The sequence below is a fragment of the Mesorhizobium sp. M2A.F.Ca.ET.042.01.1.1 genome, from assembly GCF_003997405.1.
Lineage (GTDB): Bacteria > Pseudomonadota > Alphaproteobacteria > Rhizobiales > Rhizobiaceae > Mesorhizobium.
In genome coordinates this window covers 24,279-44,853 of record NZ_RZRX01000009.1, presented here as the reverse complement: position 1 = coordinate 44,853, position 20,575 = coordinate 24,279, and the positions used below count along the sequence as shown (strand labels likewise).

Annotated in this window: 19 protein-coding genes; 1 reads left to right on the top strand and 18 read right to left on the bottom strand. The window is 60.0% G+C overall.

Annotated features, from left to right (window positions below):
• Window positions 1–505: 505 nt before the first annotated feature.
• From EOA23_RS36280 to EOA23_RS02885, 13 genes are all read right to left on the bottom strand, one after another.
• Window positions 506–1,171, bottom strand: a complete 666-nt coding sequence (locus tag EOA23_RS36280) for an EAL domain-containing protein (RefSeq protein WP_245454739.1) — start codon at window positions 1,169–1,171, stop codon at window positions 506–508.
• The gene (locus tag EOA23_RS36275; RefSeq protein WP_245454738.1) at window positions 1,165–2,313 is read right to left on the bottom strand and encodes a GGDEF domain-containing protein; all 1,149 of its coding nucleotides are present in this window, start codon (window positions 2,311–2,313) and stop codon (window positions 1,165–1,167) included. The genes EOA23_RS36280 and EOA23_RS36275 overlap by 7 nt, the downstream gene beginning before the upstream one ends.
• Before the next feature lie 269 nt (window positions 2,314–2,582).
• Complete coding sequence (ubiM, locus tag EOA23_RS02935) at window positions 2,583–3,764, bottom strand: 5-demethoxyubiquinol-8 5-hydroxylase UbiM (RefSeq protein WP_185928959.1); 1,182 nt, start codon at window positions 3,762–3,764, stop codon at window positions 2,583–2,585.
• Window positions 3,765–4,044: 280 nt separating this feature from the next.
• Window positions 4,045–4,389 carry a hypothetical protein gene (locus EOA23_RS02930; protein WP_126057793.1) on the bottom strand — a complete coding sequence of 115 codons (345 nt, stop codon included), beginning with the start codon at window positions 4,387–4,389 and terminating at the stop codon, window positions 4,045–4,047.
• A 612-nt stretch (window positions 4,390–5,001) separates the two neighbouring features.
• Complete coding sequence (gene ccoS / locus EOA23_RS02925) at window positions 5,002–5,157, bottom strand: cbb3-type cytochrome oxidase assembly protein CcoS (RefSeq protein ID WP_081714250.1); 156 nt, start codon at window positions 5,155–5,157, stop codon at window positions 5,002–5,004.
• 5 nt (window positions 5,158–5,162) lie between these two features.
• Entirely contained in the window at window positions 5,163–7,436 is a 2,274-nt protein-coding gene (locus EOA23_RS02920; protein ID WP_126059322.1) for a cation-translocating P-type ATPase, read from the bottom strand.
• Entirely contained in the window at window positions 7,433–7,930 is a 498-nt protein-coding gene (locus EOA23_RS02915) for a FixH family protein (RefSeq protein WP_126057792.1), read from the bottom strand. Before EOA23_RS02915 ends, EOA23_RS02920 begins: the two co-directional genes overlap by 4 nt.
• On the bottom strand, window positions 7,927–9,486 hold the full coding sequence (gene ccoG / locus EOA23_RS02910; protein ID WP_126057791.1) for a cytochrome c oxidase accessory protein CcoG: 1,560 nt from the start codon (window positions 9,484–9,486) through the stop codon (window positions 7,927–7,929). The genes EOA23_RS02915 and ccoG overlap by 4 nt, the downstream gene beginning before the upstream one ends.
• A gap of 166 nt (window positions 9,487–9,652) precedes the next feature.
• Window positions 9,653–10,516, bottom strand: a complete 864-nt coding sequence (gene ccoP, locus EOA23_RS02905) for a cytochrome-c oxidase, cbb3-type subunit III (protein WP_126057790.1) — start codon at window positions 10,514–10,516, stop codon at window positions 9,653–9,655.
• A gap of 2 nt (window positions 10,517–10,518) precedes the next feature.
• Window positions 10,519–10,668, bottom strand: coding sequence for a cbb3-type cytochrome c oxidase subunit 3 (locus EOA23_RS02900; RefSeq protein ID WP_024502864.1), 150 nt, complete (start codon window positions 10,666–10,668; stop codon window positions 10,519–10,521).
• 11 nt (window positions 10,669–10,679) lie between these two features.
• Window positions 10,680–11,411 carry a cytochrome-c oxidase, cbb3-type subunit II gene (gene ccoO, locus EOA23_RS02895; protein ID WP_126057789.1) on the bottom strand — a complete coding sequence of 244 codons (732 nt, stop codon included), beginning with the start codon at window positions 11,409–11,411 and terminating at the stop codon, window positions 10,680–10,682.
• The gene (gene ccoN / locus EOA23_RS02890) at window positions 11,411–13,030 is read right to left on the bottom strand and encodes a cytochrome-c oxidase, cbb3-type subunit I (protein WP_126057788.1); all 1,620 of its coding nucleotides are present in this window, start codon (window positions 13,028–13,030) and stop codon (window positions 11,411–11,413) included. Before ccoN ends, ccoO begins: the two co-directional genes overlap by 1 nt.
• 496 nt (window positions 13,031–13,526) lie before the next feature.
• Complete coding sequence (locus EOA23_RS02885) at window positions 13,527–14,270, bottom strand: Crp/Fnr family transcriptional regulator (RefSeq protein WP_126057787.1); 744 nt, start codon at window positions 14,268–14,270, stop codon at window positions 13,527–13,529.
• A gap of 152 nt (window positions 14,271–14,422) precedes the next feature.
• On the opposite strand from EOA23_RS02885, the gene hemN reads away from it, so the two are divergent.
• A complete protein-coding gene (gene hemN / locus EOA23_RS02880; RefSeq protein WP_126059321.1) occupies window positions 14,423–15,772 on the top strand; it encodes an oxygen-independent coproporphyrinogen III oxidase in 1,350 nt (449 codons plus the stop codon).
• A gap of 235 nt (window positions 15,773–16,007) precedes the next feature.
• On the opposite strand, the gene EOA23_RS02875 is transcribed toward hemN, so the two are convergent.
• From EOA23_RS02875 to trbL, 5 genes are read right to left on the bottom strand one after another with little or no spacing between them, the layout of a single operon-like run.
• Window positions 16,008–16,250: a DUF2274 domain-containing protein gene (locus EOA23_RS02875; RefSeq protein ID WP_126057786.1), complete on the bottom strand. Its 243-nt coding sequence runs from the start codon at window positions 16,248–16,250 to the stop codon at window positions 16,008–16,010.
• Between the two features lie 12 nt (window positions 16,251–16,262).
• Window positions 16,263–17,477: a TrbI/VirB10 family protein gene (locus EOA23_RS02870; RefSeq protein ID WP_126057785.1), complete on the bottom strand. Its 1,215-nt coding sequence runs from the start codon at window positions 17,475–17,477 to the stop codon at window positions 16,263–16,265.
• Entirely contained in the window at window positions 17,474–18,499 is a 1,026-nt protein-coding gene (gene trbG / locus EOA23_RS02865; protein WP_189341482.1) for a P-type conjugative transfer protein TrbG, read from the bottom strand. Before trbG ends, EOA23_RS02870 begins: the two co-directional genes overlap by 4 nt.
• Window position 18,500: 1 nt before the next feature.
• Complete coding sequence (trbF, locus tag EOA23_RS02860) at window positions 18,501–19,232, bottom strand: conjugal transfer protein TrbF (RefSeq protein ID WP_126063930.1); 732 nt, start codon at window positions 19,230–19,232, stop codon at window positions 18,501–18,503.
• Window positions 19,233–20,555, bottom strand: a complete 1,323-nt coding sequence (trbL, locus tag EOA23_RS02855) for a P-type conjugative transfer protein TrbL (protein WP_126057783.1) — start codon at window positions 20,553–20,555, stop codon at window positions 19,233–19,235.
• Window positions 20,556–20,575 lie beyond the last annotated feature (20 nt).

Below are 20,575 nucleotides of genomic sequence, written 5' to 3'. Positions count from 1 at the left end.
AGGGAACGGTCCCGCCCCCTGGGGACATTCGACATGCCGTGGCAGCTTCCTATGGTGAGCCAGCGCATTCCGATACACGTTTTCCGCGCTCTACCGTTGCTCCAGCACCTGTGCTGAGGCTGAGCGCTTGATCAGGACCCGACCGCTGCTGTTGCGGGATGGTGACTGGGTTGAGGTCGCGAAAACCTTGACCGCGGGTACGTTGTTCATCCAGATGAGCGCTGAGCCGAGAAGCAGCCAAGAACGCTTCCCGTAATCGAATCCTACGGGAACCGCGAAACCAGCGTCCAAGGGACGCAATTCTCCGACGTCGTTCACTCAAGCTCATCTCGCAACTTGAACGCTTGTATGAAGCCGCTGCATGTGCGCCGGTGGACCGGATTGCTGCTATCCAAACCACGTGCTCAGTTTCGCCCCCGTAATAACTCTACCGTCCGAAACGGCTTTCGCGCGTCAGGTCCACCCCACATGAAAGTTCCGCGAGCAGCACGGACGGAGAGGCCGGTCACAACTCCTTCGCGTGCTCTTTTACTACCGAATCAAGTGCCAAATGGAGAGGCACTGCCTTAGAGAACAGGAAGCCCTGCGCGGTTCTGCAGCCAAGCTTGTACAGAGTTTGCCGATCTGCCTCTGTTTCAACGCCCTCGGCCATGACCTCGATCCCGAGCGTCCTACCAAGGTCAATCACCGCTTTGACAAGCAGCCGATTCTCCCGGGACTTGGCTAAGCCGCGAATGAAGCCCTGATCTATTTTCACTTTCCTGATCCGACTGTCCTTGAGCGATGCCAACGTCGAAAAACCGGTGCCGAAGTCCTCGAGCGCGATAGAAATGCCAGCATGTGAAAGCTGGCCGAGCTTTTCATCCACTCTGTCCGGATCCACTGGGGCTTCTTCGGTAATCTCGATGTCGAACATCGTTGCAGGGAGGTCTTTTGCCGCCAGACCATTAAGAATCATCTCGTCAATATCGCCAGCTTCCAACTCGCGCGGTGAAACATTCATCGCCACACGAACATCACGACGGTCAGCTTTGACCAAGCCCTCGATAAGAGCGCAACAGTCGGCGAATACCGTTTGAGTTAGCAGCTGAAGCATTCCAGTTTCGCGTGCCGCTGTCATGATCTCGGGCGGAGAAATGGGACCGTGAAGCGGGTGAGACCATCTTAGCAAGGCTTCAAAACCGACGACGCTTCAGTTTCGAGTCTTACGATTGGCTGAAACCAAGCGACCAAGCTTCTCATCGTTATCGCCGAATGAAGATCGCGTTCGATTGACTGGCGGCGTTGCAGTTCCCGGGCTAGCTCGGCACCGAACAGACAAAATTCATTCCTGCCGCGGCGCTTAGCTGTGTAAAGGGCGATGTCGGCCCGCAACAACATTTCCGTCAGTCCGGGGTTTTCAGCCAAGTAGATTCCTATAGACGCTCCAATGCGGACGGATGCGATCCCAGGATAGGGGCGAGCAAGCTTGGCTATGAGATTGGACGCGAGATTGGTGGGAGAAGGAGAATTCTTTCGCGAAGAAAAAACCAGCACGAATTCATCCCCACCGATGCGGGCGAGCGTTGAGCCCTCCGGTGCTTCTTCCTCTATTCGGCGGGCGATCCTGGCAAGCAGCTCGTCACCCGTTCTGTGACCGTAGGTACCGTTGACAGATTTGAACCCGTCCAGATCAATCAGCATGGCCACAAAGGGTCCATCGGTGTTCTCAAACTGATCGATTGCATGTTCGAGGCCCCGCCTGTTGAGGAGCGCGGTAAGATGGTCCTCCCTGGAATTGCGCTCCATTTCCGCGGCAAGCCGCTCGGCTTGATGTCTCAGGCGGCTCGCGTCACGGAAGCGCGCTTGTCCAACGAACGAGGATCGAACCAGGCCGCCCTCGAAAAGCAGGACGGCAAAAGCCAGAATGTAGTTTTCCGGGGCTCCCTTCGTCAGCAAACATGCGGCGGCAATGAGGAGTGGCGGTGTGATGAAGCATATCGCTGCCGCAGCATATGAGCTGCCGTACGTGACCGCGCCAGCTGAAATGCCCGCCAGAATTATTAGATGCAGCGATGCTTGAGACGTCGTGTATCCAGCCGTTAGGATGGCAAGGAATGACCAGGTGAATCCCGCCAGAAGAGCAAGCCTGCCAAACCAGCGAAGCCGCAGCCAAACCCGTGTCAGATCATCCTGGACTCCGGGTTCCTTCAGCTGATGACGGGCGAGTGCAAGGCGGGCGGCATTTATCGCATTAACGACCGAAAACCAGGCCGCGCCAGCAAGACCGTTCCCGGAAAGGGCCTGCACGGTCAAAATCAGCCCGGACAGCACAATGCTTATCGGCATTGAGACGAAAAGGCCTGCCCTCAGATCAGCGAGCTGGTCCTGAAGGATTCTCGCCTCCAGCGGATCTTCTTTTCCAAGGCTGGACGGGTCAGCTTGCTTACTCCTGCTTGTCCGCAGCCTATGCAGCCCCCCTGAAGGACGGGTTAATTCTTCAATCGGAGATCAGCGTCGGGGAGCAGGATTACTCCGGTGCATCATGCACTCTCTCCCATCGCTCGCCCAGCACGCGCAAAAATGCGACTGCTGGTGCAGTATCACCGCTGGAGCTCCGCCGATATCCCATGCCGGACAAGGGGAACATGTTGGGCAAAGCGAAGCCCCAGATGCCTTGCAAGCCGTGCCGCCAGGTGGTCTCTGGAGTAGAGTCCAATCAATATGTTCGTTGCATGGTAGAGCGGCGCCGCCGACAGGCGCAGCCGCCTTTCGTATATATGCAGCATGTCGGGGTCGCCAACATTGCGGCCGTCGCGGCACGCAGTCATGATTCCACGGGCGAGTTGCTTCTGGCTGCTGAGACCGATGTTGAATCCGTGAGCGGTCACCGGGTGCATGCCGATGGCAGCGTCGCCGATGAGTGCGGCGCTCGGCGCCCGGAATTTGTGCGCCCAGGTCGTGACCAGCGGATAGGTGTGGCGCTTGCTTGCCAAGGTCATTTTTCCAAGGCGCCCTCGACACCGTTTCGTCAACTCCGACAGGAACAAATCATCATCGAAGGCAAGCAGTCTATAGGCCTCGTTTGAGCGCAATGTGAGCAGCAGCGACGACATGCCCTCCGCGAGGGGCAACATCGCTATCGTCTGATGGTGATCGAACCATTCGATGGCGATCTGGTGGTGGGCGCGCTCGTGCCTCACTCGGCAAATCAGCATCGAGTGGCCAAGCCGGTTGATATCGGCGCCGATGCCTAGCAGATCACGCGTGGCGGACAAACGCGAATCCGCGGCAACAACCAGCCGAGCAGTTAAACGCGCGCCATTAGAGAGCGTTACGACTGCTCCTTCTTGGCTGTTTGTTGCATCGACGACCGAGTGGCCGCACAACAGCCGGGCGCGATCCTGCAAGCGGACGATTTTGAACAGCGCCTCGCGGATCCGGCAATTTGGAACCAAAACCCCCAGCGGTTCTCCAGAGTTGCTGGGAGGATCGAAACGAAGAGCGAATGCGCTCGAGCCGTTGAGCACGCGCGCGCCTTGAAGTGCTGATTTGTCCGAAGCCGGGATGACATCCCAGGCGCCGAGCTCGCGAAGGGTTCTGATCGAAGCGTTGGTCAGCGCGATTTCGCGACCATCGAAAGCCGGATTCGCCAGACTATCGAATGTGTTCTGTTCAACAACTGCCACCTTGAGTTCGCTTTGGGCAAGCGACGCAGCGAACGAAAGGCCGACCGGGCCGGCTCCAACGACAACGATGTCAAAATTATCGTCAGAGCCCATCAGCGTGCCGCCATCCGGTCGCCTATCCTCGTGTAACGGTGGAACTGAGCCGAGTGACATGAGCTCCGTGGCCGCCGCATTGCCTAAAGGCGCTGGGCCGGGAGATTCGCATCGATCGGCAACGAAGCACTCAAAGCGCTCAGAGGTGGATGCGGCTAACCGATCCCGCCCTTTGGCCGCGCAGCCGCGCAGATCGCCGCCAGCAAGCGAGACACTCGCGACGCTGGTCAGCCACGGCCGCGCCGCATCGATCGCCACATTCCACCTGGAACCCTTGCGCATACTACTCACGCTCCACGACGTCGAAGCGGGCTCTCTTGCGAGGGTATCGAACGTAGCGCTCTCTCTCGTCATCCCAGCCAAGGTAGCGGAAACTTTTATCCACGACCGCGCATATCTCATCAAGAACCTGCTGCATGGCTTCGATGTCGATGTCCTTGCAATTCAGTCGCCGATAGAGCAAAGCCCACGCGGCGACATAGTCGTCGAAATAGCGCGCGTCACTCGAACCAATGATCAACTTCGGACGGTTGATCGATCTCGAAAACGCACGTCCCAACCCCGATGATGCTCCGCAGCACGTTGACATCACGAGGATCTTCGGCGCTGGATGCGAGCCCTGGAACATTTCTACGAAGTCAGCCCAAAGAAGGCCACTTTCGACGCACACAACCCATCAAAGGCGAAAGCTGTTGATCGGCCCCCGTGTCCGCGCAGCCACGCGGATGGTCAGCCAGCAAGCGAGATACACACGACGCCGGTCAGCTAATGGCTGCGCCGTAAGCACAAGGCATGGCCGACCACACGACAGAAAACCCAGAACCGTGAAGGTGCTGATAATGACGACCAATCTTTCCGTAAGTCATGCATTTCTCCGTCGAAGACTGGTCAATAGAACACACCGATGAGTATGACCCTGATCTGGATCAGCCAGACATGACCAATCGGCACTGGCGGTTCACGGTCAGGTGATCGACCGTGACGTTCCACTTTGGAACCCGTGCGCACATGGCCAAGCTCTCGTCCGGCCACGCGAGGTACTCTCGTGGCATCAGCCGCCTCATACTGGGTGCAATGGGAGGCAGTCCTTCGCACGACAGAGGCTTTTCACAAATGTAGTGTGCAGCTTAGGTCAAGATGGTCATGGAGCATGGAGCATGGAGCATGGACAGCTTGTTCCCGACCGAGCCGGCTCGACTGACGAGCGCGATCCGCGCATCTTATGCACAGCGGATTGAAATCAGCGTTCCGGTTTGTCGTCCCGATCAATTAGTATCCGCTCGGCGGCTCCGTCGAGATCTTCGTATTGACCGCTTCGCAATGCCCAGACGAAGCCGGACACACCCAGTGCACCCAGAAAAAGGGCCACTGGTATGAGATAGAGCAACGTCGTCACGAGGATTATGCCGAATAGCTGACTGCGGAGCGTCCGACTTTTTGAATAACTTGCAGCGTCGCATTCGCCCCGAAGCCGTGCAAGCGCAATGCGTTTCCAATAACAAGCACCGATGAGGCAGACATGGCAATCGCCGCTAACAAAGGCGTGGCGTGCCCGAGGATGGCGATTGGTACTGCCACCGCATTGTAGACGATCGCAATCGCGATGTTCTGGCGGATCAGGTGTCCCGCCTTGCGCGAGACGTCCAGCGCGAGAGGCACTGCCAGAAGGCTTTCGCGCAGGAATACGAAGTCGGCGGCATTGCGGCCAATGTCGGCGGCGGTAGCTGGAGCGATCGAGACATGCGCCGCGCTGAGCGCCGGCGTGTCGTTGAGGCCGTCGCCAACCATCAGAACCTTGTGTCCGTCTTTCGCCAGGGTCTCGATGCGCTCGACCTTGCCGGATGGCAGCAGGCACGGAACGAAGTCCTTGACACCCAGCATTTCTGCGACTTCACCGCAGGCACCCGCAGTATCGCCCGACAGCATTTCCACTGACACCCCGGCATGGCTCAATTGCCCGATCGCCGCCTTGGCGTCTGCGCGCAGCGCGTCCTCAAAATCGAAGGTCGCGACAATGAACCCGTCTTTTGTCAGCACGGTTCCGCCATGTTTGCCTTCACCACCGGTCCGGGCTCTCCATCCAGCCCATCCGCGTCGGCCTAGCCGCCAGGTGCTTCCGGCTCCAGTGGCTTCGATTCCAAACCCTGGATGCTCGGTGACGGCATCAAATTTGTACTGCCCGCCGGGATGGGCAAAACCGGCTATGGCCTTTGAAAAAGGATGGCGGGAATGCGTAGCCATGTCTCCCGCGACTGCCAGCATGGCCGGATCGATCGACGATGCATTGACCAGCCGGGGCTGGCCGAGCGTGAGCGTTCCGGTCTTGTCGAACACCGCTGTATCAATCGTCGCCAGGCGCTCCATGGCAGAACCGTCCTTTACCATGATGCCGTTCTCAAACAGGCGCCGCGCGGCGACCACCTGAACGATCGGTACGGCGAGGCCGAGCGCGCACGGGCAGGTGATGATCAGAACGGCAATGGCGATGGTTATCGCCCGGTGCCAGTCGCCGGTCACCGCCATCCAGCCAAGGAACGTCGCGAAGGCTGTGAGATGAACCACCGGGGCATAGAGCGCTGAAACGCGATCGGCGATCCGGCGATAATGCGCGCGGCCGCCCTCTGCGGCTTCCATAAGACGAACCATTTCCGCCAGAAACGAATCCTTCGCGGCGGCTGTCGCCTCAATCGTCAGCGGGCCGGTAAGATTGAGCACGCCGGCCTGAACTGCTTCGCCCGGCGCCACGTTTTTCGGCGTGCTTTCGCCTGAGGCCAGCGAGCAGTCGAGATCCGACGTTCCCTGGATGATCTTGCCGTCGACGGGGATCCTCTCACCGGCTGCGATCAACAACCGCATGCCTGGTTCGATCTCGCCGACCGGCAAATAGTCGCGCGCGCCGTCGCTGCGCAGCACCATGGCGCCATGTGCGGCCAACTGGGACAGGCCTTTCACAGCGGTCCGGGCACGTTCGCGCATCACGTGATCCAACGTGCGGCCGATCAACAGGAAGAACAGCAGCGATACCGACGCGTCAAAATAGGCGTGATCGCCATGGTTGATCGTCTCGTAGAGGCTCATGGCGTAGGCGAGCGAAACACCGACCGCGATCGGCACGTCCATATTCATGCGGCCATGGCGCAAAGCATTCCAGGCCGAACGGAAGAAGATGCCGCCGGCGAAGGCGAGGGCAGGAATGGCGATCAGCGCCGAGACCCAGTGAAACAGGTCGCGGGTAGCACCTTCGGCGCCGGACCAGACCGAGACCGAAAGCAGCATGATGTTGCCCGCCGCAAAGCCGGCAACCGCGACCGCGCGGATCAAATCCGATAACGTCCTGTCCTTGTCGCCGACCTCGGAAGGGAAGAGATGCGCCTGGTAGCCTAGCCGCCCAAGCGCGACGACGAACGGTGGGACCTCGTCACCACGCCACCGGACAGAGACCCGTTTCGTCGACAGGTTGACGCGGGCGCTCTCGACGCGATCGAGCTTTCCCAGCGCCGTCTCGATCGTCTGGATGCAGCCTGCGCAATGAACCGTCGGTACTGAAAGATCGGTCTGGTGAAGATCATCGCCAAGCGATCGGCTCGCCAGCCTGATCTCCTGGCTGGACGGCAGGACCGATCCGGTGTTGACCAGATCAAGCGCCATTTCGGCGCCCGGTGCACAACAACTCATTGCAGCGCTCCATTGGAAATCATGATCCGGCGGACGTCGCGATACGGTTTGTCCAGACCGGCGTCGGCGTCGACTTCGACAATCCAGACGCCGTCCTTCGGCATGTGCTGGGCTGCGAATTCCTGGCCCGAGGCGGGTGCGAGGGTGACCGACTTGTCCTCCTTCTCGTACGCGGGATGGCGAAACAGCACCTTGACGCCGTGCAAGGGAACCGGCTTGCCGGCGACGTCGGCGAGGCCATAGCGAACTTCGCCCCATGCGATGGTCAGCTTGCCGGTCCAGCCAAGTGCTGCCTGCGCCCGTCCTTCCTCGGCCTTCTTGTTGAATTGCTGGCTCGCCACATAGGTGTTTTCGACGACGAGGCCAGTCCAGCTTGTGCTGGCGAGCGTTGCCATGGTCAGATTGACTGCGATGACCACGCCGAAAAAGGCCAGGATGATGACCAGCATGTGCCTGCCGGTGAATTCACGAGGCTTTTGTACATTGGCAGTCATCTGAGGGGCTCCGGCGCGTTGAAGGTGGCGGTGTACTCGTTCGACTCAAAGCTGGCTCTGTCCTCGACGCGGAACTTGAAGGTCTGTGCCGGAGCGCGGATCTGGTCCGCCGGCTGGCGAACGAAGACCCTCAGCATTTTCAGGCGGTCGGGTTCGACCGGAATGGCGAAGGAACGGCCTGCGGGGATGTCGTCGCCGACGACGACCATGTCAGCGCCTTCAAGGCCCTGCATGGTTACGACGATCGTCCTCGGCTCGGGGATCATGTTGAGCAGCTTGACGGTATAGCCATTGCGGATGGATCCGTCGGTCAGCGTGACGAACTGGGGATTGCGATCATGCAATACGTTCAGTTCGAGCCGATCGCGCGTCAGCAGCGAATAGAGCAGGCCGAGGCCGATCAGCGACCACAAGCCCATGTAGACGTAGGTGCGCGGCCGAAAGATCTTGCGGATGTGAAAATGCGCCACCTTGTCGGAGAACAGGCCATCAGCGGTCCTGATCAGCGATGGATTGACTGAGCTGGACCCGCCTGCAGTCGCCAGCATCATGTTGGCGTTGTAGTCGGAGAGCGTCGCATAGGCGATCAGCCCACGCTCCTTGCCGAGCTTGTCCATGACGCCGTCACAGGCGTCGATGCAGAGCGCGCAAGTGATGCATTCGAGCTGCTGGCCGTCGCGAATGTCTATCCCCATCGGGCAGACCGCGACACAGGCATTGCAGTCGACGCAGTCGCCCACGGGCTGGCCTGCGGCCAGCACCTTCTTGGCGTGGCGCGAACGCGGTTCGCCGCGCCAGTCATTGTAGGTGACAGTGAGGGAATTTTCATCGAGCATGGCCGCCTGGATGCGGGGCCACGGGCACATATAGGTGCAGACCTGTTCGCGCATCAGACCGCCGAACGTGTAGGTGGTAGCCGTCAGGACGGCGACAGTGATGTAGGCGACGGGCGCCGCAGTGCCGGTGAAGAGCTCGCCGAGCAGCGTCGGTGCATCGGCAAAGTAGAAGATCCAGGCGCCGCCAGTCGCCGCCCCTATGACCAGCCAGATGGTGTGCTTGGACACACGCAGCATGAGCTTGCGCGCGGTCCAGGGACCTGCGTCAAGTTTCATGCGGGCGTTGCGGTCCCCCTCGATCGCACGTTCGACGACGAGGAACAGATCGACCCACACCGTCTGAGGGCATGCATAGCCGCACCAGGCACGGCCGACAGTCGAGGTGATCAGGAAAAGACCGACGCCCGCCATGACCAGGAGGCCGGCCACATAGAAGAATTCCTGGGGCCATATCTCGATGAAGAAGAAGTAGAAGCGCCGGTTCGCGAGATCGAGCAGGACTGCCTGGTCCGGGGCAAATGGACCGCGAGCCCAAGGCAGCCACGCAGCCAGGTAGTAGATGCCAAGTGTGATCGTCATCACCAGCCATTTGAAGCGACGAAAGTTGCCCGAGGCGCGCTTCGGAAAGATCTTTTGACGCGCGGCATAAAGCGGCTTGCGGGTTTTGGCGGAATTGACAGTTTCTGTTTCGAGCCGTGTCAACTGCGTCTTATCACGCATGTGCAACTCCACTTTCCCAGCCAATGTCAGGGGCACCTGTCGTAAAGCCTCGCGGTAGGATAGCCTTGCCGGGTTGTGCAGATCGCATTAGGGATGGTGTCGAGGCCCGGCTCACGCCGGGCCTCGTCCGCTTGGCAGGGGGGACCGAAGAATAGGACTTCCATTCCTATTCTCCGCCGCCAAGCGAATGGACATAAACTGCAAGTTCCTTGACCTTGATCTCGCCGAGACGGCCAACCCAGGCCGGCATGACGCCCTGTTTTGGCGCACGGACCTGTGCGGCGATGGCTGTCTCACCGGATCCATAGAGCCAGATCGCATCGGTCAGGTCGGGGGCGCCGAATTCCCTGTTGCCTTTTGCATTGTCGCCGTGACAGGCGACGCAGTTCTCGGCAAAGACCTTGGCGCCGGGTTGGATCAGACTTGCATCGCGGACCTTGCCGGAAAGGCTGGCCACGTAGGCGCTGACTTGTGCGATCTGGTCGGCGGTAATGATGTCGCCGAAGGCCGGCATTTCCGACAGGCGCGTGTCCGGATCGGATGCGAAGCGGATGCCGTGCGTAATCGTCTGCTGGATCTGCTCGGCCTTGCCGCCCCATAGCCAGTCGTCGTCGTTGAGATTGGGAAAGCCCTTGGAACCTTGGGCGCCGGAGCCGTGACATTGTACGCAATTGACCTTGAAAGCGGCGCCACCGGCGGCGATTGCGAATTCGCGCAGGCCGTCGTCCGCGGAGATCTCCGAGACGCTCTTGGACTCCACCGCCGAGATATATTTGCCCTTGGCGGCCTCAGCCGCAGTCAGCTCGTTCCTGACCTCGTTGCGGCTGGAATAGCCGAGCACACCCTTCGTCGCCGAGTGCAACAGAGGCCATGCTGGATAGGCGATGGTGTAGCCTATCGCCCAGACAATGGTGACGTAAAAGGTGATAACCCACCATCTGGGAAGCGGGTTGTTCAGCTCCCGGATGCCATCCCATTCGTGGCCGGTGGTCGAGACGCCAGAGATTTCATCGATATGCTCGTCGCTCATGATCACTCGTCCTCGAGCGGAATGCGGGCCGCTTCGTCGGCCAGCCTTCGGCTGCCGGGGCGTAGGGCAAAGGCGATGCACCCCACGAAGAACAGCGCCATCGCAACCAGGCCCCAGCTGTCGGCAAACGCCCGCATCAAATTGTAGGTCATCAGCGTTCTCCTCAGCGGTAGCCGGCGGCTTCGTCGTAATTTTTGAAGTCGACCAGTGTGCCAAGCATCTGCAGGTAGGCGAGCAGGGCATCCATTTCGGTGACCTGTTGCGGGTTGCCGTCGAAGTCGCCGATCTTGGCTTTTGGGTAACGCGCCTCAAGGCCTGATGTGTCGGCATTGGGATCGGCCTGCGCCGCCAGATCCGCATTGGCGTGGACGATCATGTCATCGGTGTAAGGGACGGCTACAAGCCTGTTGGCGACCAGATGCGTTGAGAAATCCTTCACGTCGATCGGCGTGTCTTTCAGGAACCCATAGCTCGGCATGATCGATTCCGGCACCACCGAGCGCGGGTCGGTAAGATGCGCGACATGCCATGCATTCGAGTAGCGGTCGCCAACTCTGGCGAGATCCGGCCCGGTGCGCTTCGATCCCCACTGGAAGGGGTGATCGTACATGGACTCGGCAGCTAGGCTGTAGTGGCCATAGCGCTCAACTTCGTCGCGGAACGGCCTGATCATCTGGCTATGACAGAGGTAGCAGCCCTCGCGCATATAGATGTTGCGCCCGACAAGTTCGAGCGGCGAATAGGGGCGCATGCCTTCCACCTTCTCGATCGTATTGTCGAGATAGAAGAGAGGCGCGATCTCGACGATGCCGCCGACCGTCACCACGAGCAGCGAGCCAACGAGAAGAAGCGTGGCGTTCTTCTCGATGATTGCGTGTTTGTCCATCAAGCCCATTACCTGGCTCCTGATCGCGCAGGTCGGATGGCGACGGGGCTCGGCATCGGCTCCTCCTCGCGCTGGTGGCCGAGGATGGTCCTGGTGATGTTCCAGGCCATGATCAGCGCGCCGGAGAGGTACATGGCCCCACCGATGGCGCGCATGACATAGTAGGGGTGCATGGCGGCGACGGTCTCGGCGAAGGAGTAGACCAGGAAGCCCTGCTCGTCGTATTCGCGCCACATCAGGCCCTGCATGACGCCGGATACCCACATCACCGCGGCGTAGACAACGATACCAAGTGTCGCCAGCCAGAAATGCCAGGTGACCAGCCGCAACGAGTAGAGCCGTTGCCGGTTCCAGAGCTTCGGCACCATGTAGTAGATTGCGCCGAACGAGATCATGCCAACCCAGCCGAGCGCGCCCGAATGGACGTGGCCGATCGTCCAGTCGGTATAATGCGACAGCGAATTGACCGCCCGGATCGCCATGATGGGGCCTTCGAAGGTCGACATGCCATAGAAGGCGACGGCCATCACCATCATGCGTATGATCGGATCGGTGCGCAGCTTGTCCCAGGCGCCGGACAGCGTCATCAGGCCGTTGATCATGCCGCCCCAGGACGGCATCCACAGCATGATCGAGAACACCATGCCGAGCGTCTGCGCCCAATCGGGCAAGGCGGTGTAGTGCAGGTGATGCGGCCCGGCCCAGATGTAGAGAAAGATGATCGCCCAGAAATGGACGATCGACAGCCGGTACGAATAGACTGGCCGGTTCGCCTGCTTGGGCACGAAATAATACATCATGCCGAGGAAGCCGGCGGTGAGAAAGAAGCCGACCGCGTTGTGGCCGTACCACCATTGCGTCAAGGCGTCCTGGACCCCTGAAAAGGCGGAGTAGCTCTTGGAGCCCAGGAACGAGACTGGTATGGACAGGTTGTTGACCACATGCAGCATCGCGATGGTGACGATGAACGACAGGTAGAACCAGTTGGCCACGTAGATATGCGGTTCCTTGCGCTTCAGGATCGTGCCAAGGAACAGAATGAGGTAGGCGACCCAGACGATGGTCAGCCAGACATCCACATACCATTCGGGTTCGGCGTACTCGCGGCCCTCGGTGATGCCGAGCAGGTAGCCGGTCGCGGCCATGACGATGAACAGCTGGTAGCCCCAGAAGACGAACCAGGCCAGATCACGGCCGAAGAGGCGGGCGCGGCAGGTGCGCTGCACGACATACAGAGACGTGCAAAGCAGCGCGTTGCCGCCGAAGGCGAAGACGACACCGGATGTGTGCAACGGCCGCAAACGACCGAAATTGAACCAGGGCTGGATGTTGAGATCGGGGTAGGCGAGCTGCAGCGCGATCACCACGCCGACCAGCATGCCGACGACACCCCAGAACACGGTGGCGATCGCGCCGTAGCGGATCGGACCATCCATGTAAGCGGATGGGTCAATCGGAGCTGCTGGCTTGAACTCCGTGTTGCGCAACAGGATCGCAGTGAAACCAGCCACTGCGAAGAACAACACCCACATGTGTCGGCGGAAAGGTTCATCCACGCCGAAGCCGGCGGCCACCAGGGCCGCAAAAGCGAACACGCTTAGAAGGACGATCTCTGTGCCGAATTTCATTGCAGATCCCGATCTCGAATCTGGTGGATGCCAAATCCGCAGCGCACTAATCGCGCAGCCGCCGCCCCCTCGCCCTGATCTATGTCAGGCCGCAAGATTTTGTGTCGGCGGCGCAATCAGCAGGTGGCGAATGAACGAGGAACGCAGCGCGGGCTCACCCCCCTCATGGAAGGCGTTCCCTGGGTTGGGCGGGCGCAGACGCGATCGCTGAGGCGAAAGCTGAGGCCCTGCGCGCGTTGGATGCTATTGCCGATGCCCTGCCAAACGTTGTTCGGATCCCATTGGAAACGAACGCGATCGTTCCGCCGAGCCGTGGCAGATTAAGGACCATGCTTCGCCGGTATGTGCCGAAACACACCTGGCGATTGGTCACGTTCCTATCAAAGCCCGAAAGCTGTTTGTCTCGACCGTGACGCCGCTTCGTCGAAGGCGCGGCAACATCGCATTAAAAGGCAAACACGGCCCGCCCCGGAGTCATGCGACATGGCCTCGCCGCTTAGGGCCGCTCGCGTCCGCCGCCACAGCGCTTCTCCAGACGGCTTATGCTGTCCACCGTCACATGGCGTGCGTTCTCAATCCGAATCACCCCGTCAGCCCGCAATCGCGTCAGTTGGCGGCTCACGGTCTCGTTGGTGATTCCAAGGAAATCAGACATTTCGACACGCGTCAGCGGCAGATCGAAGGACGCCGACCCGGAAGCCGCATCGAGACTGGAATCGATATTCCGGGCCATCATGAGGAGAAAAGTCGCTACCTTTTCCGGAGCTGTCTTGCGCCCCAGCGTCACCATCCACTCGCGCGCCTCATCGAGTTCATTCAGCGTCTGTTTGAGCAGGCGATGCTCGAATTCCCGTGACGCCTTCATCATCCGTTCGACGGCCGCTCGCGGAAACGAACACAGCGTGACTGCTGTTGCCGCTTCCGCATTGATCGAGCTTTCCACCTTGAAAGGACGTCCCAGAAAATCCGGTGCAAACTGGAGACCGACGATCTGCTGGCGCCCATCCGACAGGCTCTTTGATAGCTTTACAACGCCTGAAAGCACGTTGGAGTAGCTGTCGACGTTCTGTGCCTCGCCGGTCAACTCCATTCCTGACTCGATCCGGCGACGCGAGCAAGTCTTGGCGAGCCCAACCAAATTGTCTGGATCGAGCGCACCGCAGACACCGCGACGCCGTGCCTCGCAAGGGAAGCAAAGAACAGGAATGCCGGAACTATGAATGTCTTGCCGAAAGGTCATGCGTTCGCCTTACCCGATCCTAACTGCCGGCAGGATACCCATCCAGGGTAGAGAAATCCTGCGGCGGTTTGTCCATGAGCGCGGCTGATCGAGATCAGGGTCTGCTTCAGCGATGCGTGCAGTGTTCCGGCGGGCAACACGGTGAACGCGAGATGCAATCGGAAATAGCTGTCAAACTCAGCGAGAACGTCCCACGCTACACCAGCTATCCGACGGCGCCGCATTTCCATTCGGGGATCGATGCTGCCATTTACCGTGGCTGGTTGGAGACGCTGGAAAGCGGCGACGAAATCTCGCTGTACCTGCACATTCCTTACTGCGACAAGCTCTGCTGGTTCTGCGCCTGCCACACCAAGCAGACGCACCAATATGAGCCGGTGGCCGCTTATCTGCGCTCGCTGAATGCCGAAATCGTCACGATTGCCGGTCTGCTGAGCGGCAAGGCACATGTCCGTGCAATCCACTTCGGTGGCGGTTCGCCAACTATTCTGAGGCCCGATGATATGGTTGCTCTTGGAGCGGCCTTGCGGGACAGCTTCGACTTTCTCCCGGATGCTACGGTCAGCATCGAAATCGAAACCAACGACATGGACAAGGCGCGCCTTGATGCACTTGCTCAAATCGGCGTAACCCGGGCGAGCCTCGGCGTGCAGGATTTCGATCCGCAAGTGCAAAAAGCAATTAATCGTGAGCAGAGTTTTTTGCAGACCAAGGCAGTCGTCGACGGGGTTCGTTCGCGGGGCGTCGAATCGGTCAATCTGGACCTGCTCTACGGGCTCCCGAATCAGACACGCGAGACGATCTGTTCCACGGTGGCGCAGGCACTGACCTTGGAGCCAGACCGGATGGCCCTGTTCGGCTACGCACATGTGCCCTGGTTCAAGAAGCATCAGACGATGATCGACGAGGCATGGCTGCCGAGTCCCACTGAGCGTTTCGCCCAATCTCAACTCGCGGCGCGGGCAATTGTCGCCAAGGGATATGAGGCAATAGGACTCGATCATTTCGCGAAGCCCGACGATGCGCTGGCCATAGCGGCCCGCGCAGGGGTTTTGCATCGCAATTTTCAGGGCTACACTGAGGATCGCTGCCCGACACTGATCGGACTTGGCCCTTCGTCCATCGGTCGTTTTCGCCAAGGCTACGTGCAAAACATGGCTTCGACTGCCGGGTACGGGCGCATGGTTGCGGATGGCGGGTTGGCTGCCGTCCGCGGCGTTGCCCTTTCCGACGACGATCGCGTCCGTGGCTGGATCATCGAGCGGCTGATGTGTGATTTTGCCTTCTCGGCAGTCGATCTGGTGGAGCGGTTCGGCAAAGCCGGCGAGCAGCTCCTTCATCGCTCGAGGTCCATCGCACTCCACGATCCTGCCCGAGCGCTTGAATTCGATGGTGACAGTTTCCTCGTACGGACTGAAAGTCGCCCCTTCATTCGAACCATCGCGGCCAAGTTCGATACATATTTCAAAGGGGGAACGGCGAGGCACTCGGTGGCGGTCTGAGCAAAGCACAGTGCGCTCGCCGTTTGGTCGATCGGCGAACCAGCTGCGTTCGTTTTGACCGCTCATAGGCGACTACCGCATCAAATCGAAAATGCAAACTTAGGCTGTTGCGCGGTATCTCCTTCCACATCCTCTCTTGCGCATACCTACATTCCAAGGGGTTTGATCCTATGCTTCGCGAGGAGCAGGTAGGTCGCGACAGCTAGGCAATGTTCCAGCTGCCCTAGCGGAGGAGTCACGATTTTCCGGCAAGCTCCGTCGGCAGACGTTCTTTTCTGGCCCTGGCAAAGGCTCGGTCGCCTTCCAGAAACGCCGCCAGCATGAAAGGGATGAGTTCTGCCACGGTTTCAGACTGACCATAGGTCTGACGGTAAAGTGCAGCATACTCCTTGAGTGTTTGGCTCAGCTCCGCGCTGACGGTAATGGTGATCTTCGAAGCTGTTCGGTCCGGAAGTTTTCCAAGTTTCAGGTCAGCCATGATAACTCCTGCTCAACTGGCGTATGGCCGCAGCACGATGTCCTTGTGCACGATGACGCGCAGTGGCCAACCTGGGCGGACGACGATGGTGGGCTGGATATTGAGGTTTTTTTCGGTGATGCGCTGGCCGGCTCGACTGGCGTTCTGCTGGGCTGATTCCCGGATCGCCTTGACCAGATCGCTCTCGTTTTCGCCGAGGCTGAATTCTGTGCCGACACCGAGCAATGTGGCAAGCGCCACTCCCTTGATCATCTGCCAAGTGTGGAAATCGACTTTGTCTTCCAGCCCTGCGTAGCCGGCGGTGTCGCTCGCGGGCAGATTGTCGATTTCGGCCGACGAGCCGTCGGGCAGCAGAATGCGCTGCCAGACCAGCAGCGCTCGCTTTTGCCCGAACGCGACGACGCTGTCGTAGACGCCGATAAGACGTGAGCCCTGCGGAATCAGCAATATGTTGCCCGTGACCGTGTCGTGCACATTTTCGGTGACTTGCGCGACGACAAGGCCCGGCAAATCGGAATTGATGCCGGTGATCAGGCTGGCGGCAATCACGCTGCCAGCCATCAGTTGATATGGCGAGATCGGCGTCTGAAGCGCATGCGGATTGTAGATCCCGCCAGTGCTCCGCTGGCTGAGAAAATCAAGCTTTCGCTGCTGATTGTTCTGGTCGCCTTCCGCCGCCGCCACCGAGGCTGACGCGCGTCCTGCTTCGGATTGGGGAAGCGCCTCAAATGGATGCTGAGCAGTTTGCACGCTCTCTCCGACATCTGTCTGTTGAGCTCGATTTTCGACGCGGAAAAGCACCCGCGATTCACGCGCTTCGATCGCCTGCTGCGCTAGACGCTGCTCCTCGGCCGAGATGTCTTGGCCCGGCACGATGCCGAGCTGGCGCTGCCGCTCGAGGATGGGGCGGCCGAGGTCGCCCGGCAAAGGTAGCCCAAGGACGGGAGGCTTTGGCTTCATGCCGGAATAGTCATGGGGAAGCGTATCGAGTCCCTCGGCGGTTGGTTTGCGCTCAGTGTTGTAGAGATCTTCCGCCTGATCCCTGATGCGAAGGGCCGGCCCCTGGAGGGCGATCATGGTAACGCCGAAGACAGCGCCGGATCCGAGCGCTGCGATAGCGATGATCACACCGCGCCTGAACCGCACCACGCGGCGGGGAGAGGCCCGAAGCTGCAGTTCCTCGGGATCCAGTTTCGGCGGGATGCCAGAGCGGGAATTTTCGATCATGAGCCCTCACCTCGCCGGCTGCCGCGAAAGAGCGAGATCCGCCGTTGCGGTTGCCTGCCGTCAATCCTGCTGATGCGGATCACCTGCTGCCGCTTGGTGCCGAGGCGAAGTTCGGCCGCGGCGAAGAGCCGATCGACGATGTAATAGTTGCCGCGCACGCGATAGTTGACGAGCTCGCTGCTCCCATCTGCGCCGACGATGAAGAGTGGTGGCGCCTCGCCCTGATCTATGCGACGAGGGAACTCAATATAGACCTTGCTGCCGTCGTCGAAGGCTCGCGTCGGTCTCCAGGGCGGTGTGTCGCCACTGATTGAGTAGCGAAAGCGAAGGTTTTCGAGCGCGATGTTCGACGCGACCGGTGTAACTGCCTCGGCTTGAGCATTGCGCTGGCGAAGCGCGATGATCTGGTCTTGGCTGTAGGTCCAGGAGATTGCCGCCATTGCGGTCTTCTCGGTGCTTTGAAGCTGCAAATGATAGGTCCGCCGGTCCGTCGTAATGACGACATTGGTGGCAAGACCCGGCGCGAAGGGTTTTACCAGAACATTGGTGCGCTGATTGTCACCGGTGCCGCTTGCGGTATCGCCAATGACCCAGCGCACGGTGTCGCCAGCCGACACGGCGGTTAGTTTCTCGCCCGGCTGCAGAGCGATGTCGGTCACGCGCTCCGGCGCGGCATAGAGTTGATAAAGCGCGCCATCGGTGAAGGGGTAGACTTGCACTGCATTAACATACCCGTACTTGGTGGGTTGCTGGGTCGCGGCTTTGTTGGCATCAGCGACGCGTTCTTCAGGAGGGCGCTTGTCCTCGGCCTTGCCGGGCTCGGGCTGCATTTGGCCAGGCAGCGGCAGTGGTTTTGGCACCTCGACAATTCTAATCGGCCTCTCCGGCGCTTTTTCGATCGCGGCCGGTTTGAAGTCGGCAGCGTCATAGGAAATCTCAGGCGGCGGCACCTTCTTCGATGCACAAGCGGAAACGACCGCTGCCGACACCGATAGGATCAGCACGGCACGAATCGGTGACATTTTACCTTTCATTGGTGGACTCCGTCGGAGAAAGGGGGGCTGGGACGGCGCTGTCGAGCTCGCGTGACCAGTCAATGGCATTGATGAAGACGCCGAGCGGATTCTTGCGCAGCTGATCCGTATTGCTTGGCGAGCGGATCACGATCGTGAGGATCGCAGTCCAGCGCATCGTGCTGGCAAGGCTTCCGCGCTCAAACACCTGCTCGGTCCATTTGACCTGGAATGAACTTTCGGAGGCTCTGACCACGCTGGTGACCTGTACCGAAACACTGCGCGTTCCGATCTGACCGAAGGGGTCGTTCGCCTTGGCGTATTCGTTGAGGAAGAGCGCTGCGCGATCGCTAGCAAAGTCGTACGCTGCCAACCAGTTCTGCCGAACCAAAACCGGATCGGTGGAAACGGAACGGACATTCTGGATGAAGCGGCCGAGATGCCAGGCGATCTGAGCATCCGAGGGCTCATAATTCCGGACCGCCGGCGCGACGGCGCGCGTCTCGCCGAAGCCATCGACCTCGACGACATAAGGCACGACACGGCTTTGCATCGACTGCCATACGAGTCCGCCGGAAAGCCCGGTCGCCAAGGCCAGGCAGCCAAGGGCCATGATCCGCCAGTTCCTGGCCTGCAGTCGAGATGAGCCGATGCGCTCGTCCCACAGTTGGGCGGCTTTTTGATACGGCGTGACCGGTTCGGGTGTTTTGCCGTAACGGTGCACGGGTCGCTTGAAGAGCATCTAGTCATCCTTGTCGTTGAGAGAGGGGTTGGCGCTGCCTCCCGGCCGGTCTCCGTCTCGGACAGCTTGCATGGCAGCGTGGCGATTTGCCCGGGCGGTCTGTTCAGAACGTAGGCGCCTTGCCCACGTCGGCGCCGAAACAGTGGCCGAACCGGCAGAGCGTTCGGTCATTGACGCTGTCGGCGCGCCGCCGGTCGCGGTCCACGCGGCATCGCGCCCGGCATCGGCGTTGCGCCCAACACTTGCAGTGGCGGATCGCGCTATGCGTATAGCGGCGCCGCCAGCTGCACTGGTTACACCATGCATTCCAGCAGCCACACCGGAGAGGCCAGCGTCGGGCGAGGTTGCGCGCCCGATCTGCCATGACGTGGAAGCAGCCGATCCCATTGTTGTGCCGGCTCGGATGGCGGCGAGACCGCCGCTGGTTGCCATACGCGCGCCAGCAAATGCTGTGCCTCCAGCAACGAGTGATACACCCGCTGCCGCCGCGGTCGTGCCGAGGGCGGCGCCCGCCCCAAGCTGCGGTGCGCCTGAGACAAGACCCGACGCGATCCCCGGCCCAAAAATGCCAAGGCCAAGCAGTGCCAGTGCGCCCAGTACCTGGGACATGGCACCGGCAAGATCCGGCTCCTTGCCTTGCAATGCGGAAGCGAACTCCCCGAAGAGCGTGGAGCCGATACCGACAATGACGGCGAGCACCATCACCTTGATGCCTGACGAGATAACATGGCCGAGCACGCGTTCGGCCAGGAACGCTGAACGGTTCCAAAGTGCGAATGGAACCAAAACAAAACCTGCCAGCGTGGTGAGCTTGAACTCTAGGATGGTGATGAAAAGCTGGATGGAAAGGATGAAGAAGGCGATGATAACCAGGAACCAGGCCATCAGCAGCACGAAGATGGTCAGTGCGTTGCCGAAGATTTCCGGGAAGCCCAGGAGCTGACTGGCTTGGTCAAGCATTGGCCAAGCACCTTCGAAACCGGTCGCGGCAATGCGGCCCGGGCGCAAGAGATTGTCTGCCGACAGATTGCCGGCCGACGCCTTAATCCCGAGACCGGCAAAAGAACGATAAACGATATCGGCGAGGTTCTTGAAATTGTTCAGAATGAAGGCGAAGACGCCAACATAGAGCACCTTGCGGACAAGCCGGCCGAGAACGCTGGTTTCGTCGCCGAGCGCCCACGCCAGGCCGGCAAGTGTGATGTCAATGCCGATCAGAATGGTAGTGAGGAAGGCGAGGTCGCCCGATAGCAGACCGAACCCGCTGTCGATGTAGCGGATGAAGGTCTCCATGAAGCGATCGATGACGCCAAGGTCGTTCATGCCGCTGCCTTTCTCGTCGT

Excerpts from the sequence above, each read along its gene's own strand:
- EOA23_RS02930 (WP_126057793.1), bottom strand. The coding sequence starts at position 4,389 with ATGTTCCAGGGCTCGCATCCAGCGCCGAAGATCCTCGTGATGTCAACG.
- EOA23_RS02920 (WP_126059322.1), bottom strand. The coding sequence starts at position 7,436 with ATGAGTTGTTGTGCACCGGGCGCCGAAATGGCGCTTGATCTGGTCAAC.
- EOA23_RS02915 (WP_126057792.1), bottom strand. The coding sequence starts at position 7,930 with ATGACTGCCAATGTACAAAAGCCTCGTGAATTCACCGGCAGGCACATG.
- ccoG (WP_126057791.1), bottom strand. The coding sequence starts at position 9,486 with ATGCGTGATAAGACGCAGTTGACACGGCTCGAAACAGAAACTGTCAAT.
- ccoP (WP_126057790.1), bottom strand. The coding sequence starts at position 10,516 with ATGAGCGACGAGCATATCGATGAAATCTCTGGCGTCTCGACCACCGGC.
- EOA23_RS02900 (WP_024502864.1), bottom strand. The coding sequence starts at position 10,668 with ATGACCTACAATTTGATGCGGGCGTTTGCCGACAGCTGGGGCCTGGTT.
- ccoO (WP_126057789.1), bottom strand. The coding sequence starts at position 11,411 with ATGGGCTTGATGGACAAACACGCAATCATCGAGAAGAACGCCACGCTT.
- ccoN (WP_126057788.1), bottom strand. The coding sequence starts at position 13,030 with ATGAAATTCGGCACAGAGATCGTCCTTCTAAGCGTGTTCGCTTTTGCG.
- EOA23_RS02885 (WP_126057787.1), bottom strand. The coding sequence starts at position 14,270 with ATGACCTTTCGGCAAGACATTCATAGTTCCGGCATTCCTGTTCTTTGC.
- hemN (WP_126059321.1), top strand. The coding sequence starts at position 14,423 with ATGCAATCGGAAATAGCTGTCAAACTCAGCGAGAACGTCCCACGCTAC.
- EOA23_RS02875 (WP_126057786.1), bottom strand. The coding sequence starts at position 16,250 with ATGGCTGACCTGAAACTTGGAAAACTTCCGGACCGAACAGCTTCGAAG.
- EOA23_RS02870 (WP_126057785.1), bottom strand. The coding sequence starts at position 17,477 with ATGATCGAAAATTCCCGCTCTGGCATCCCGCCGAAACTGGATCCCGAG.
- trbG (WP_189341482.1), bottom strand. The coding sequence starts at position 18,499 with ATGTCACCGATTCGTGCCGTGCTGATCCTATCGGTGTCGGCAGCGGTC.
- trbF (WP_126063930.1), bottom strand. The coding sequence starts at position 19,232 with ATGCTCTTCAAGCGACCCGTGCACCGTTACGGCAAAACACCCGAACCG.
- trbL (WP_126057783.1), bottom strand. The coding sequence starts at position 20,555 with ATGAACGACCTTGGCGTCATCGATCGCTTCATGGAGACCTTCATCCGC.